Annotated in this window: 17 protein-coding genes and 1 pseudogene; 11 read left to right on the forward strand and 7 right to left on the reverse strand. The window is 69.4% G+C overall.

Features of this window, described 5'->3' with window-relative positions:
- Positions 1 to 2: 2 nt before the first annotated feature.
- The 3 genes from CP976_RS20305 to CP976_RS20315 all read right to left on the reverse strand — a co-directional run bounded on the left by CP976_RS20305 (position 3) and on the right by CP976_RS20315 (position 1,886).
- The gene (locus CP976_RS20305; protein ID WP_030243067.1) at positions 3 to 335 is read right to left on the reverse strand and encodes a DUF2516 family protein; all 333 of its coding nucleotides are present in this window, start codon (positions 333 to 335) and stop codon (positions 3 to 5) included.
- Between the two features lie 118 nt (positions 336 to 453).
- A complete protein-coding gene (locus CP976_RS20310) occupies positions 454 to 1,125 on the reverse strand; it encodes a hypothetical protein (protein WP_150481670.1) in 672 nt (223 codons plus the stop codon).
- 89 nt (positions 1,126 to 1,214) lie between these two features.
- Entirely contained in the window at positions 1,215 to 1,886 is a 672-nt protein-coding gene (locus CP976_RS20315) for a helix-turn-helix domain-containing protein (protein WP_150481671.1), read from the reverse strand.
- Between the two features lie 276 nt (positions 1,887 to 2,162).
- On the opposite strand from CP976_RS20315, the gene CP976_RS20320 reads away from it, so the two are divergent.
- The 9 genes and pseudogenes from CP976_RS20320 to CP976_RS20350 all read left to right on the forward strand — a co-directional run bounded on the left by CP976_RS20320 (position 2,163) and on the right by CP976_RS20350 (position 9,483).
- The gene (locus CP976_RS20320) at positions 2,163 to 2,939 is read left to right on the forward strand and encodes a TnsA-like heteromeric transposase endonuclease subunit (RefSeq protein WP_150481672.1); all 777 of its coding nucleotides are present in this window, start codon (positions 2,163 to 2,165) and stop codon (positions 2,937 to 2,939) included.
- A 1,376-nt stretch (positions 2,940 to 4,315) separates the two neighbouring features.
- Positions 4,316 to 4,453: pseudogene (locus tag CP976_RS43770) on the forward strand (Mu transposase C-terminal domain-containing protein); the annotation flags it as partial.
- Positions 4,454 to 4,549: 96 nt separating this feature from the next.
- Complete coding sequence (locus tag CP976_RS43775; RefSeq protein ID WP_229875799.1) at positions 4,550 to 4,930, forward strand: hypothetical protein; 381 nt, start codon at positions 4,550 to 4,552, stop codon at positions 4,928 to 4,930.
- Entirely contained in the window at positions 4,921 to 5,169 is a 249-nt protein-coding gene (locus tag CP976_RS43780; protein WP_229875724.1) for a hypothetical protein, read from the forward strand. Before CP976_RS43775 ends, CP976_RS43780 begins: the two co-directional genes overlap by 10 nt.
- A gap of 9 nt (positions 5,170 to 5,178) precedes the next feature.
- Positions 5,179 to 5,949 (forward strand): TniB family NTP-binding protein, encoded by a 771-nt coding sequence (locus CP976_RS20330; RefSeq protein ID WP_373304878.1) that lies wholly within the window; start codon positions 5,179 to 5,181, stop codon positions 5,947 to 5,949.
- 415 nt (positions 5,950 to 6,364) lie between these two features.
- On the forward strand, positions 6,365 to 6,946 hold the full coding sequence (locus tag CP976_RS20335) for a hypothetical protein (RefSeq protein WP_150481673.1): 582 nt from the start codon (positions 6,365 to 6,367) through the stop codon (positions 6,944 to 6,946).
- Between the two features lie 146 nt (positions 6,947 to 7,092).
- The gene (locus tag CP976_RS20340) at positions 7,093 to 7,737 is read left to right on the forward strand and encodes a class I SAM-dependent DNA methyltransferase (protein ID WP_150481674.1); all 645 of its coding nucleotides are present in this window, start codon (positions 7,093 to 7,095) and stop codon (positions 7,735 to 7,737) included.
- Positions 7,738 to 8,247: 510 nt separating this feature from the next.
- The gene (locus CP976_RS20345) at positions 8,248 to 8,760 is read left to right on the forward strand and encodes a P-loop nucleotide/nucleoside kinase family protein (RefSeq protein ID WP_229875778.1); all 513 of its coding nucleotides are present in this window, start codon (positions 8,248 to 8,250) and stop codon (positions 8,758 to 8,760) included.
- A gap of 201 nt (positions 8,761 to 8,961) precedes the next feature.
- Positions 8,962 to 9,483 (forward strand): P-loop nucleotide/nucleoside kinase family protein, encoded by a 522-nt coding sequence (locus CP976_RS20350; protein WP_150481676.1) that lies wholly within the window; start codon positions 8,962 to 8,964, stop codon positions 9,481 to 9,483.
- Here the strand turns inward: CP976_RS20350 and CP976_RS20355 are convergent.
- Both CP976_RS20355 and CP976_RS20360 read right to left on the reverse strand, forming a co-directional pair.
- The gene (locus CP976_RS20355) at positions 9,473 to 9,832 is read right to left on the reverse strand and encodes a hypothetical protein (protein WP_150481677.1); all 360 of its coding nucleotides are present in this window, start codon (positions 9,830 to 9,832) and stop codon (positions 9,473 to 9,475) included. The genes CP976_RS20350 and CP976_RS20355 overlap by 11 nt on opposite strands.
- Positions 9,829 to 10,386 (reverse strand): DUF6817 domain-containing protein, encoded by a 558-nt coding sequence (locus CP976_RS20360; RefSeq protein ID WP_150481678.1) that lies wholly within the window; start codon positions 10,384 to 10,386, stop codon positions 9,829 to 9,831. The genes CP976_RS20355 and CP976_RS20360 overlap by 4 nt, the downstream gene beginning before the upstream one ends.
- Positions 10,387 to 10,563: 177 nt before the next feature.
- Between CP976_RS20360 and CP976_RS20365 the strand changes: the two genes are divergently transcribed.
- Positions 10,564 to 11,475, forward strand: a complete 912-nt coding sequence (locus CP976_RS20365) for a LysR family transcriptional regulator (protein WP_150481679.1) — start codon at positions 10,564 to 10,566, stop codon at positions 11,473 to 11,475.
- A 30-nt stretch (positions 11,476 to 11,505) separates the two neighbouring features.
- Here the strand turns inward: CP976_RS20365 and CP976_RS20370 are convergent, their stop codons facing one another.
- Entirely contained in the window at positions 11,506 to 11,880 is a 375-nt protein-coding gene (locus tag CP976_RS20370) for a VOC family protein (RefSeq protein WP_150481680.1), read from the reverse strand.
- A gap of 118 nt (positions 11,881 to 11,998) precedes the next feature.
- Here CP976_RS20370 and CP976_RS20375 point away from each other — a divergent pair, with 118 nt between their 5' ends.
- Entirely contained in the window at positions 11,999 to 12,727 is a 729-nt protein-coding gene (locus CP976_RS20375; RefSeq protein ID WP_150481681.1) for a hypothetical protein, read from the forward strand.
- Positions 12,728 to 12,746: 19 nt separating this feature from the next.
- Here CP976_RS20375 and CP976_RS20380 read toward each other — a convergent pair whose 3' ends face one another.
- Positions 12,747 to 13,400: a class I SAM-dependent methyltransferase gene (locus tag CP976_RS20380; RefSeq protein WP_150481682.1), complete on the reverse strand. Its 654-nt coding sequence runs from the start codon at positions 13,398 to 13,400 to the stop codon at positions 12,747 to 12,749.
- Positions 13,401 to 13,541: the final 141 nt, after the last annotated feature.

The raw sequence follows: 13,541 nt of genomic DNA on the forward strand, positions 1-13,541 counted from the left end.
TCTTACCGGCCGCCGTTCCAGGGGCCGTACGGGCCGTCGCTGCTGGAGCCGCGCTGGCTGCGGCCGCCGCCGGGGAGCGCCCGGATGGCGGGGCGCACGTCGACCATGTACACGATCGTCGCGATGAGCCCGATGATCGGCAGGAACGACAGGATCGGGAAGAGCAGGTTCACCACGAAGGCGAGCCCGAGGATGATCAGCCAGAACGGCTTGGTCTTCTTGTCGGCGGCGCGGTAGGCGTCCTCCCGCCGTACGGCCGCGTCGATCAACGCGAAGCCGCTGAAAACGATCAGGGCCATGCTCAGAAGCCACATCAACCCTGCGAAGCCCTGCATCAGCACAACGTCCACCACCTGACTCGGCTCGTCCCTACGCGGTCACCGTACCCGCACAACGGGCCGGACACCCCCAGGGTGCCCGGCCCGTTGCCGTCGCTCTGCGGCCTCCGCGGTCCTACTTGGCCGGCGGCGTGCTCTTCTTGGCGGTGGTGGTCTTGCGGGCCGGGGCCTTCTTGGCGGGAGCCTTCTTCTCCGGGGCGGCCGCGGTCGTGGTGCCGGCCGGCTTCGCCGGCTCCGCCTTGACCTCGACCGGCTCGGCCTTCGGCTCGACGGCGATGGCGAGCTCCTCCACGCCCTCGGCGACGTCCTCGATGCCCTCGGCGGCCTCGCCGCGCCAGGTGCGCACGGCCTGCTCGCCGTGCTCGGCGACCTTCTCGTAGGTCTCCCGGGCCTTGACGGCGTATTCGGCGGCCACGCCGACGCTGCGCAGCGCGACGTCCTGGGCGGTCTCGCCGATCTTCTTCAGGTCGGCGTCGATCGTGCTGCCGAGCTTCTTGATGTCGACGTCGATGGAGCCGATGAACTCCGTGACCTTGTTCTGGAGGGTCTGCTGCGTCTCCTTGACGCGGGCGGTGGCCTCCTTGGCCCGGACGGTGGCCTTCTCCTGGACGGCCTTGGTGTCGGTGTTGCGTACGGCCTCGATCCGCGCGGGGGCCTCGGAGCGCAGCTGCTCCACCAGGGCCGGCACCTTCTTGGCCTGCTGAAGGGCGAGGTCGGCGGTGCCTGCGGCGAAGTAGAGCGGCGTCGGGTCGCTGAGGGTCTTGCGCAGGTCGTCGGTGATGGCCATGGTGATGGTCCTCCCGGATTCTTTTTCGCTTGAGGGTTCGGCTGAGGGTTGTGTGATCCGCGGCGGTACGGCCGGTGCCCTGGTCCGGCTCAGCCGGCCGTCTGCTGCGGGTCGGTGTCACTGCCGCCGGTGTCCTTGCGGGCCCGGCGGGCGGCGGACGTACCGCCGGTGCCCTTGCGGGCACGACGGGCGGGCGACGGGGACGTACCGCTGTCTTCCTTGCGCGTGCGGCGGGTCGCCGACGGTGACGCGGACGCACCGCCGTCGATGTCGCGGGTACGGCGCTCGGCGCTGCCGCCGTCGGCCGTGCGGGTCCGTCGTATCCCGGTGCCGCCGTCGGGTGCGTCCCCGTCCCTGTCCGCCTCGTCTTGCGCGACCACGAGCTCGACGACCGCGGAGCCGTCGCCGGTCCCGAACCCGTTCTCCTTGCGGAAGGACTCGTAGATCTGCAACAGCACCTGCTTCTGCCGCTCGTGCAGCGCCGGGTCCGCGAGGATGACGGCGCGCGTCTCCACCTCGTCCCGGTCCCGCTCGGCGTCGAGGATGCCGGCCCGGACGTACAGCGTCTCGGCGGAGATCCGCAGGGCCTTGGCGACCTGCTGCAACACCTCCGCGCTCGGCTTGCGCAGCCCGCGCTCGATCTGGCTCAGGTACGGATTGGACACCCCGGCGGCGTCGGCGAGCTGCCGAAGCGACAGCTGCGCGTTGCGCCGCTGTTCGCGCAGGTAGTCACCGAGATTGCCGACGTTGAGCGATGCCATGACTCCACAGTGCCGCACCCCGCTAACTATTGCAAGCACCCGCTTGCAATAGTGCGCCACGCCACGCGCCGGGGGGTCTGTGCCGTCAAGTACCCGTTTCCGCGGCCCGTGACCTGTCTCTGCGAAGTTGAGGCAGTGCCGGTCATCGCGAGGCATCCGCCCGTACGTCTCGCTCAATCTCGGGCATCTGGTGGGACGTCTCGATCAATCTGAGGTGCTGGCTTCTTCCGCCCCCTACGGTCGTTCCACCTGGTCAGCGCCGAGTGGGGGTGGCTGGTGGAGGCGGAGGACTTCTGGCTGGAGTACACCGACGCCCGAGGAGAGGTGCATGGCGGGCCGCTTGAGGCGATGTGGCCGACCCGGTTCGAGGCGGCCGGGCAGGTGCGTGCGTTCCCGTCGTACCGCGGGCAGCGGAACTTCCCCGGCTGGTACTGGGCTGCGACCTGCTCCGAGCTGGTGGGTTACGAGTCCTGGGTGGAACTCGGGCACCTGATGCGGCTGGATGCCGAGCCAGACGTGGCGGCAGTGGCCTCGCAACCATTCCGGCTGTCGTGGCGGTACGGCGGCCGGGGTCGGCGGATCAAGCACACGCCGGACTACTTCGTACGCCGGCGGGACGGCACTGCCGTGGTGCTGGACGTGCGTCCGGACGAGCGCATCGAGCCCGAGGACGCAGCGAAGTTCGCAGCGACGGCTGCTGCCTGCACCCGGGTCGGCTGGGGTTATGAACGGGTCGGAGTGCTTGATCCGGTGTCGGTGGCGAACCTGCGGTGGCTGTCGGGCTACCGGCATCCCAGAGTTTGGCGGGAACCGGTGGCGGACGCTCTGCTGGCGGTGTTCAGCGAGCCACTGGGGCTGCTGGCGGGGGCTCGGGCGGTCGGTGATCCTCTCGCGGTGCTGCCGGTGCTCTATCACCTGCTCTGGCACCACGAGCTGACGACGGAGCTGCGGACGGAGCGCTTGTCAGCCGCGTCGCTGGTGCGGCTGGTGCCTGCGGCGGTGAAGGAGGTGGGCTGGGATGCCGACGCGTCCGCGGCTGCTGTCGCTGGGTGACCGGGTCCACTACGACGGGCGTGAGCACACCGTCGCCGCCCTGCACGGCACATCGGTTCGCCTGGTCGATGACGCCCAGGCCGCAAGCGTCGTGCTGCTCGGGCATCTGCTGGCTTCGAAGGGCTTCGCGGTGCTCAGCGTCGGCCCGGCCCGCCCGCCGCTGCCCGAGGAAGGAGTGCTGGACGGGCTGCCCGAGGAGGCGGCAGAGCGGGCCCGGTGGTGGCAGCGGCACCTGACCGAGCTGATGACGGGCCGCCCGGACGCGACTCCTGGCACGGCTGTGAGGCGGGAGTACGACCCGGAGGTGCGCTCGGTGCGCCAGCGGGAGTTGGCCAAGCTGGCCGAGCTGCGCGAGGCCGGTGAGGAGGTGTCTTTGAGCACTCTGCAGCGGCTGCGCACCCGTTTCGAGCGCGAGGGGGTGGCGGGGCTGGTGGACCGGCGGCTGGTCAAGCCCTCCACCGGCACGAGCCGGGCGGATCCGCGGGTGGTGGCCGCGATCGAGCAGGTCGTGAACAGCCGGACCGATGAAGCGACGGTGTCCGCGCAGGTGCTGCGGCGCAAGGTCGAACGGCTCCTGGCGGCCGAGCACGGCGCCGGAGCGGTGGCGATGCCGTCGCGGGCCGCGTTCTACCGGCTGCTGGAGGCGGTTTCGACGGGACGGCATCTGCTGGGGTCGGCCCGCACCCGCCGCTCGCTGGGCAAGCAGCCGAAGCGGATGTTCGGACAGCTGACGGCGGCCCGGCCGGGCGAGGTGATGGAGATCGACTCCACGCCGCTGGACGTCATGGTGATCCACGACGACGGCGAGGTGGACCGCTGCGAGCTGACCGGGCTGGTGGACGTGGCCACCAGGACACTGGCGGCGGTGGTGCTGCGGCCGTCGACGAAGGCGGTGGACGCCGCGCTCCTGCTGGCGCGCGCGATGACACCGGAGCCGATGCGGCCGGGCTGGTCGGACGCCCTGCACATGTCGCGCTCGGTGCTGCCCTACGCTTCGCTTCTGCCGCTGGACGAGCGGCTGACCCAGGCCGCCGCGAAACCAGTGATCGTCCCGGAGACGGTGGTCAGCGACCACGGCAAGGCATACATCTCGGACAACTTCCGCAACGCCTGCCGCCACCTGGGGATTTCGTTCCAGCCCGCGCACCCGAACACCCCGACCGACAAACCGCACGTCGAGCGGACGCTGGGCTCGGTGGCGACGATGTTCGCCCAGTACGTGGCCGGCTACACCGGCCGCAGCGCGGAAATGCGCGGCAAAGAGCGACCCGCTGATGCCGGACCGTCCGCTGACTCCGAACGAGAAGTACGCCGCGCTGGTGTCGGCGGCTGGATACGTCCCAGTCGCACTCAGCCCAGAGGAGTACATCCAGCTCATGCCGCGCGAGTGGCGGGTCATCGGCGCCGGCGGGGTGCGGATCAACAACCGAACCTACGACGCCCGCGAACTCAGCCCCTACCGGAGACAGCCGTCCGGGGCGGGGCCGGACGGCAAGAGATGGGAAGTGCACTACGACCCCTACGACATCTCCTGCGTCTGGGTACGCAACCACCGCGGCCAAGGGTGGATCACCACGACCTGGCGCCACCTGCGCACTTCTCCGGTCCCGATGGGTGAGCTGGTCTTCGACCGAGCCCACCAGGTGCTGACCGAACGCGAACGACGCCGACCGCACGAGGAGGAAATCGCACAGGCCGCCGCCAATCTGCTGGACCGCGCGGCCGACGGTCCCGAAGGCGGAGCCGAGCGGTCCGCAGTCCAGAGCCAGGGAAGGCGCCGGGCGGTCAATCGGCGCGACCGCAAGGTCGCTGCCCGCACCCGTGCCACCAGCACCCCCACCTGGCCCCGTCCCGAACCGCCGTCGGCCAACCGGGCACTCCCGCCCGAACCGGACCCGGGCCCCGAAGCCGCCGAGGAGAACGAAGAGGTGGCCAAGGTGGTGCCGTTGGGCATCTTCGACGCCCGTGAGGAGGCAAAACGATGGTGGTGAACACGCCCGACGAACGCGAACCACTGACGGGCGACGACGAACGGATCGAACCGCCCACTTCCCTGAGCGGCTGGCGCCGTTTCGTCGAGAAGGACCCCGCGACCTTCGATCTCGCCCCACCCAAACGCTGGGAGGCCATGGACGACGAAGCGCGCGCCGACTACGACGAGGCTCGCATCGATTACCACTCCGAACTCCAGGTCGTGCGCACATCCACCGTCAAAGAAGTCGCCCAATAAGGGCGCCTTCTGACCTTGCTGAACCGGCGCGAGCACGGCGCCCGCCGCGGCCTGATCATCTCCGGGGAGCGCACCACCGGGAAGACCACCGCACTGCGGCAACTCGGCCGCCTACACGAGCTTCGCATCCGACAGCGTTACAGAGACAGCCGACGCATCCCGGTGGTCTACGTGACGGCCCCGCCCAAGGGCTCGGCCCGCAAGCTCGCGCTGGAGTTCGCCCGATTCCTCAAGCTCCCGACCATTTCCCCCAGGCACAACACCGCCGACATCACCAGCTCCGTCTGCCAAGTACTCACGGAGGCCCGCACCGATCTCGTCCTGGTCGATGAGATCCACCTGATGAACCTCGCCACCATCGCGGGTGAGGAGTTGTCCGACCACCTGAAGTACTTCACCGAGCACCTGCCCGCCACATTTGTCTATGCGGGCATCGACGTCGAGCATTCCGGGTTGTTCACCGGAATCCGGGGCGGCCAGATCGCTGGCCGTTGCACACTCCTGCACACCGGCCCTTTCCCGCCCGGAGCCGAATGGGAAGGGCTGGTGGCGACCATGGAGGACACCCTCCGCCTGCATCACCACACTCCAGGAACCCTGACCAAGCTGCACGCCTACCTCCACCAACGCACCGGTGGCATGATCGGCAGCCTCTCCCACCTCATCCGGGCCGCCGCCATCTCGGCAATCCTCGACGGCAGTGAGCGGATCACCCGCCGCCAGCTGCACACCATTCACGTCGACCACGCCAGTGAGAGCGCCTACAGGACATCGGCATGACCCCCTCCGCGGACCTCTACGGACCAGTCTGGCCGCTCCCCCTCACCACCGCCCCCTTCCCGAACGAGACCCTGCGGTCCTACATTGCACGGCTCGCCCTGCTCAACAGGCTTCCGCCCGAACGCATATTCCGCCGCTTCTACACAGCGGAATCGCCCCTGGACAACGTGAAACTCCTAGCATCGCGCAGCGGGCAGGCCCCTCTTCTGCTGATGCGGAAATTACCCGAGCTGGCCACTCCAGGCCCCTGGCCCCACGAGCAGTACGAAGGTCTCGCCCGCAGCTGGGCCTGCCATCCCTGCGTTGCGGCCCGCACCGGACGGGACGACTGGAAAGTCGAAATTTGGGTCATCAATGGACACCATCACCTCTGTGTTAAACACCGCCATGGACGGGCACCCACCACGGGCACTACATGGCCAACTTCGCCGGCCCCATCGACGGCCAGTTCAGCCTCAACCGGGCCCCTGAGATCGTCCACGCGCAGCGGAGGCTCCATCGGCTGTTTCGGCGGCGGACACCCCGAAGGGTTCTGGCCGCCTACCAGGAATGCGTCGACTTCTGGCGCGAGCTGGCCAAGCACGGATATGCCGTCAACAGGACCGAACGCCTTCTCGACCTCATTGCTCCCGACGAGCCCCTTGCTCGCCGAAGTTACGCGATGCGCGAGGCCGCTCTCCTGCCAGACCTCGTCGAAGTCCTGGGGATCTACACATCTCCGGTCTGGCGCCACCGAGCTCTCGGCAGCCCCCGCGATGTTCAGCTCTTTCACCGAGAGTTCGAGCGACGGTTGCCTCCCGAACGACGGCTGAGAACGACCACCATCCCATGGTTCACAAGCGAAATCACACTGGTCGCGGAAAGGATCAATGAACGGATGGACGAACAGGAACGTCAACTGATGCGGGTGGCGTCGGCTGCACCAGGCACGCCAGAGTGGTGGCCTCCACTCATCATGCGCAGACTTCTGCGACGCACCCCCTCTCATGCACGGTGAAACACCACGCGGTCGAGGTCGAGGCGCTACCTGCCCGGCGTCAGGGACGAAAGGACCGCACGGAGTTGTTGAGGTTCGTCAGCGGTGATCATCCGTCACCCCGGCTCTGCACGACATCCTGATCACTGGGGCTACTGTGTCGAGGCATGAAAACGGACCAGTGGTTAGCAGACACCCGCACGTCCTACGACACGGTCGCGGTCAGCTATGCCGACCAACTACGCGAGGCTCTGGCCGGTGAGCCCTACCTTCGAGCATCTCTGGCGTTGTTCGCCGAGTTGGTGCACGCCACCGGCGGCGGGCCGGTGGCGGACGTGGGCTGCGGACCTGGACACGTCACCGCTCACCTGCACGAGCTGGGCGTGGACGCGTTCGGCATCGATCTTTCACCCGCGATGATCGACCTCGCTCGGCGCGACCACCCCAGCCTGCGGTTCGAAGTCGGCTCGATGACGGATCTCCACCTCGCCGACGCTTCGCTCGCCGGCCTGCTCGCCTTCTGGTCGTTGATACACGTCCCCGACGATGCCGTCCCCACGGTCTTCAGCCACTTCCACCGGGTGCTACGCCCTGGCGGACCACTGCTGCTCGGCTTTCACGTCGGCGACGAGTCGAGGCTGAAGACGCAGGGCTACGGCGGTCACCCGATGAACGTTTACGTCCACCGCCGCCAGCCTGACCAAGTGACAACCTGGCTTCGCGATGCTGGCTTCACGGTCAAGGCCCACCTGCTTCTCGACCTTGACGAGAGCACTCCAGGGGCGGTCCTTTTTGCACACCGACAGCCCTAACTCAATCGGCAGTCCGTGTCCCCTGAACACGTCAACCACCTGATGAGCAGGCTGGCCTCATCTTGGGCGCCCAGATGGTCCGTACATCCGATGTGAGCGTGAAACCCTGAGTTCCTGTTTGCGCGGTCGGCTGATCCATCGTGGCAGCGAATTCCGATCTTCGTGATCATCCCACGAAATGGTCCGCCGACGCTGTCGGCTATGGTGAAGGCATGTGTTGCTGCGCTGCCATGACCACCCGTACCGCCGCCTAGCGGCGGTACCCGCGGTTGCCCATAACCGAGGCCTCGTTGCTGACCCCGGCCGGGGTCAGTGCCACGACGTACCGCCGGATCAGTGTCCTGCCGGCAGCCACTCGCTTATTGCTCTGCTGCCGGGCCATCCTGCCTGATCAGGGGAGTTATGTCTCAGTCGCAGCGCTTCGATTCACAGCACGAAACCCCATCCCCTTGCCCGCATAGAGCCGGCCCCATCGTCGCGCAGGATCCGCCTGTCGCCACCCTGTTCCTGATGGTCGGACTCCCCGGAGCCGGGAAAACCACCCGGGCCAAAGAGCTCGCCGCAACGCACCGGGCACTGCGGCTGACCCCAGACCACTGGATGATCCCGCTGTTCGGCGATTCGATGGCCGACGGAAAGCGCTGGGTGCTCGAAGGACGGCTCATCTCGGTCGCCCTCCAGGCGCTGCGGCTGGGGACCAGCGTCGTGCTCGACTACGGGCTCTGGGGCCGGGATGAACGGTCGGCACTGCGCTGGCTGGCACGCTCGGCCGGGGCAGCATGTCAGGTGGTCTACGTGCCCGTGGACAAGGACGTCCAGCTCGCCCGCATCGCGCACCGCCAGGCGACGACACCGCATCAGACATTTCCCATGAGCGAGACCGACGTAGACCAATGGCGCGAGCAGTTCCAGGTGCCTGACGCCGCCGAACTCGCCGGGAGGGAGATCCCCAACCCGCCGGCGGGCTGGCCAGGTTGGCCGGAGTGGGCGGCAGACCACTGGCCCTCGTGCACCGACAGCTAACAGGGCAGCAGGGTTTCTGCCTGGCCGACAAGCCCAGGAAATCGTGACGGAAAGCCTCAGGTTGAGCGAGACCCGACGAACACCCAACGTCTCGCTTAACCTGAAGCACCCCAGGTCAGAGCGCCGCCCTGCCTCACCTTCAGCGAGACAGGACATCAAGTACCCGTTTCCGCGGCCCGCACAGCGCTAGCGTGAGGTCCCATGATCGTATGGATCAACGGCACCCACGGCGCGGGCAAGACGACGACCAGTGCACTCGTGCAGCGGCTGATCCCGGATTCACGGGTGTTCGACGCCGAGAAGGTCGGCGAGACACTCATGGACATCAGGCCGGGGCTGCCCGAGACGGACAACTTCCAGCACTGGCCGCCGTGGCGGCCGCTCGTGGTCGAGACCGCCCGCCGGGTGCTCGACTACACCGGCGGCACTCTGGTGATGCCGATGACCGTCCTGGTCGAGCAGTACTGGCGCGAGATCAGCTCGGGCCTCGCCCAACACGACATCCCGGTACGGCACTTCGTCCTCCATGCCGACCAGGACACCCTCCGCGGGCGCATCCTGGGGGACACCGTTCTCGGCCCCTCCTCGTTCCGTCTCGCCTACCTCGAGCCCTACGCCGAGGCGGCCCGCACGTGGCTGCACGCCGAGGCCGAGGTCGTCGACACCACGCACCTCACGCCCGCCCAGGCCGCCCAGCGGATCGCGGAGGACGTCAAGGGCTGAGGCTCGCCCGCCACTGGCCGAGGGCACCCTGGCCGGCGCGGCGTTCGACGGCGAGCTTCTTCAGGCAGCCGTCACGGGCCGGCTCAGCGACGAGCAGTGGCGGCACCGGGTCGCGGAGGTCCTGGCACCCGTCTGCGGATCGCTCGCCCGGGCCCAGGACCTGGTCGGGGCGTGGAGCGGGCTCACCGGCCGGATCGACGCCGACGTCGTCGAACTGCTCGCCGCACTCCGCGGGAGAGTGCCGGTGGTCCTGGTCTCCAACGCCAGGGCGGCAGGCCTCACCGGCCTGCACTACCAACGCTTCGGACAGCTGAGAGACATGGTCGCGCCGCTGCTCGGCTGACGTCACCGGACCCCGGCGGCGAGCACCGTACGGCAGTCCGACCACGCCGGTCGGCTCAGCAGGGGCCGGAATCGGGTGAACAGGGCGAGGAGTTCGGCTCCCCACTTCTCGCGGAACGCGGAGTCGATGCGGGCGAGGTCGAGTTCGTTGGCGGCGGACAACTCCGCGAAGTCCCGCCGAAGGTGCGGCTCCGGAGTGTGGAGACGGCCCGTGAACCGATCCCGGAAGGCCCCGTCGGCATCCGCGAGCGTCGGATAGGTGGCCTTCCGGTCGCACGACGCGTAGAGATACACGATGGCTTCGGCCTCGGCACCGATCACCTCCACGAGTGCGGCGCGGCTGTCCGGAGACAGCAAGGGGGTGGGGAAGCCGTCGGTGCCGTAGAAGGCGTGGCACAGGCCCGCGACCTGGAGGGCGGGGCGGGCGCCCCATACGGCGAGTTGTCCCTGGACGCGCTGGAGATGGGCGACGAGAGTGCCGCCCGGGTGGGCGATGTCCGCGGCACCGAGCTCGCGCAGCAGCACCACGGCCCGGTCGGCAGCGGCAGGAGAGGCGGCCAAGGGCGGTGTCCTTCCGTCGCTCGGGGTCGGCACCCGTCCGCGCCTTCGCCTGTGGTCCGGACCCGCGAAGGCGCCGGACGGGTTGCCGCCTGGGCCCAGCACTGATGATCGTGGCCCACCGTGACCCCAGTCAATCCTATGGATTTCTCACCATCTCCAAGCTGTAGCTTGGGAGTTATGACTTTGGAGGACCTGCGCGTCTTCGTGGCCGTGTGCAGGGCGGGAAGCCTCAGCGCCGTCGCCCGGGAGCTGGACCGCACGCAGTCAGCGGTGAGCCAGCATGTCAAGCGGCTGGAGCGGGAGGCCGGTATGAGCCTCCTGGAGCGCAGGCCCCGAGGTGTCGTGCCCACACACGCGGGGCGGGTCCTGTGCGATGCCGCCTCGGACAGCATCGCCGGTCTGGACCTGGCCCTGCGGCGTCTCGGGGACCTGGTCAACGGCGACAGCGGCTCGGTGCGTGTCACCACGGGCGGAACCACCGTGCGGCACTTCATGTCCGAGGCCGTCGTCAGCTTCCGGCAGCGCTACCCGAAGGTCAGTCTGGAGTTCCGGACGGAGACCTCCAGCCGCGGCTGCTTCGACGCCCTCACCGCCGGCGACCTGGACCTCGCCTGGGTCACGATCGGCGGCCCGGTGCGCGGTATCGAGCAGCGCCCCGTCGTCACCCTGCCCTGGGTGCTGGCGGTCCGCGCCGACGATCCGCTGGCGGACCGGCCCTGTGTCCACCCGGCCGAATTCGGCGACATCAGCCTCATCCGGCTCCCCCGGAACTCCAGCTCAGGCGCCCGCCTCGACGCCGCGTTCGCCGAGCTCGGTGTCCGGACCAGCTCCGACACCAGCGTCGCCGACTGGGACACCGCCCTCCTGCTGGCGGAGCTCGGCCTCGGACACGCCGTCGTGCCCGTCCTGCCCGGCTGGGAGGTGCCCGGTGACGGCCCCCTCCGCCTCGTCCCCGTCCCCGATCTGCCCCCGCTCCCGGTCGGCTGGGCCGTCCGCCGCTGGGACGCCCTCACCCCACTCGCCCGGGTCTTCGCCGACACCGTCGCCCGCGGCTGTGCGGAGAGGGCCGCAGGCACGCGGCCCGTGTAGCAGCACGCCTCGCCCGATCCCCCCTGCCCCTCAGCGCGCGACGATGCAGAAGGGATGTCCGGCCGGGTCGGTCAGAACCCGCGCCCTGGCGGCATCGTGAGGCTGGTGCTCCAGCTTGCCCGCGCCCAGCTCCAGCAGGCGGGCCTCGGCTTCGTCCAAGTCCTTTCCGACCTCGAAGCAGATGTGAAGCTGCTGGGGAACGGTTTGGCCGGGCCAGCTCGGAGCCCGGTAGTCGTCGACCCGCTGGAACCCGAGAAGGAGGCCGTCCTCGCGGTTGAGGCCGGCGAACTCGGCGTTCGACCTCGGGTGCGGTTCGAGGCCGGTGGCCGCCTGGTAGAACGCCGCCAGCGCGAGCGGATCGGGGCAGTCCAGGGTTATCGCGCTCAACTTCAGCCGTACGGACATGCAGCCTCCAGGCCGGTCACTGGGTGGACATTCTCGCGATCACCCTAGAAGTGACCGAGAAGTGACCGGTCGTCAAACCGTTCGACGAGCCGGGCCCGGCCGGTCATGATCCGTACTCGTGACGACTTCGCAGCAGTCCCTGGTCCGTGCCGCCGCCCGTAACAACGCCGAGTGGTGCGCGGTGATGTGCCGGGCCCACGGTGTGGCGGGTGAGTTCGGGGGCGAGGCGTGGGCCGCTGCGGAGCGGGCGCCGCTCTACTACCCCGACGCCGTGACGCTGGAGCCGGGCGCCGGCCCGGACGCGCTCGTGGCACGGATCGACACGGGCTCGCCCGGTGCCTCGGTCAAGGACAGCTTCGCCGATCTCGACCTGACGGAGGCCGGGTTCCGGGTGCTGTTCGAGGCGCAGTGGATCCACCGTCCGGCGGGTGCGGTCGCGCCCGCCGGCCCGCCCGGGCCGGCGGACCTCACGTGGGACGTGGCGGGCGATCCGGAGACGCTGCGCGCCTGGGCAGTGGCCTGGGACGGCGGCGCCGGGAACGCGGGCCTGTTCCGGGACGAGCTGCTCGCCGACCCGGAGACCTTCGTGATCACGGGACGGTCCGGCGACGGACGGGTCGTCGCCGGAGCGGTGGCCGGCCGCAGCGAACACGTGGTCGGCGTCTCCAACGTCTTCGGGCCGGACGGCGGGCCCGACACCGCCTGGCCGGTCGTGCTGCACGCGCTCGACCGGCTCTTCCCCACCCTGCCCGTGGTCGGTTACGAGAGCGGTGACGACCTGGCGACCGCCGTCCGGTACGGCTTCGAGCCGGTCGGTCCGCTGCGCGTGTGGCTGCACGGCGGGTGACGGAGGGGCCCGCCTGTCGCTACCGCGGCTTGTACGCCAGGAACGTGCCGATCTGCCTCTTGGTCCCCTCGTCCGGCTCCTGCACCACACGCGTCGTGACGACCAGTCCGGCCTTGTGGAGGAGCTCGGCGATCCGGTCCGGCGGCAGCAGGTACGACTCGTAGGACACCGGATGGTCACCGTAGGCGTGCGACGGACGCAGGTGCTCGCCGCTGCCCACCGGGCCGGCCAGCATCAGCCGGCCTCCGGGCGCGAGGGTGCGGTGGAACTCGGCGTACACGGTCGGCAGCCAATGCGGCGGGGTGTGGTGGGTGGCGTAGTAGGCGAGGATGCCGCCGAGTTCGCCGTCGCCGATCTCCAGCGCGGTCATCGAGCCGACGGTGAAGCGGAGATCCGGGTACGCCGCCCGGGCCAGTTCGACCATTTCCGGCGACACGTCCACGCCGAACACCTGCACTCCCAGCGCGGCCAGGTGTGCCGTCACCTTGCCCGGGCCGCAGCCCAGGTCGGCCACCGGTCCGGGGTGCGGCGGCCGTACGAGCTCGGCGAAGGCGGCCAGCATCGCGCGCGACACCGGGTCCAGCTCGGCCGGCTCCTTGACGAGCCGGGCGTAGTCGGCGGCGACGGTGTCGTAGGACTCTCGGGCGGCGGTGACGTGGGAGGGTTCGGTCATGCCGTGAAGCTAGACGACGGCGCCGACAGTGCCGGGCCGTCACGCCGGGCGAGTCCACGCTGGTACCCCGCTCGTACGCCGACGCCAGTACACCGGTTTACTCCCGCCGTAAGACGCCTTCGCCATCCCCTCCCGGCACGG

The sequence above is a fragment of the Streptomyces coeruleorubidus genome, assembly GCF_008705135.1.
GTDB classification, from domain to species: domain Bacteria; phylum Actinomycetota; class Actinomycetes; order Streptomycetales; family Streptomycetaceae; genus Streptomyces; species Streptomyces coeruleofuscus.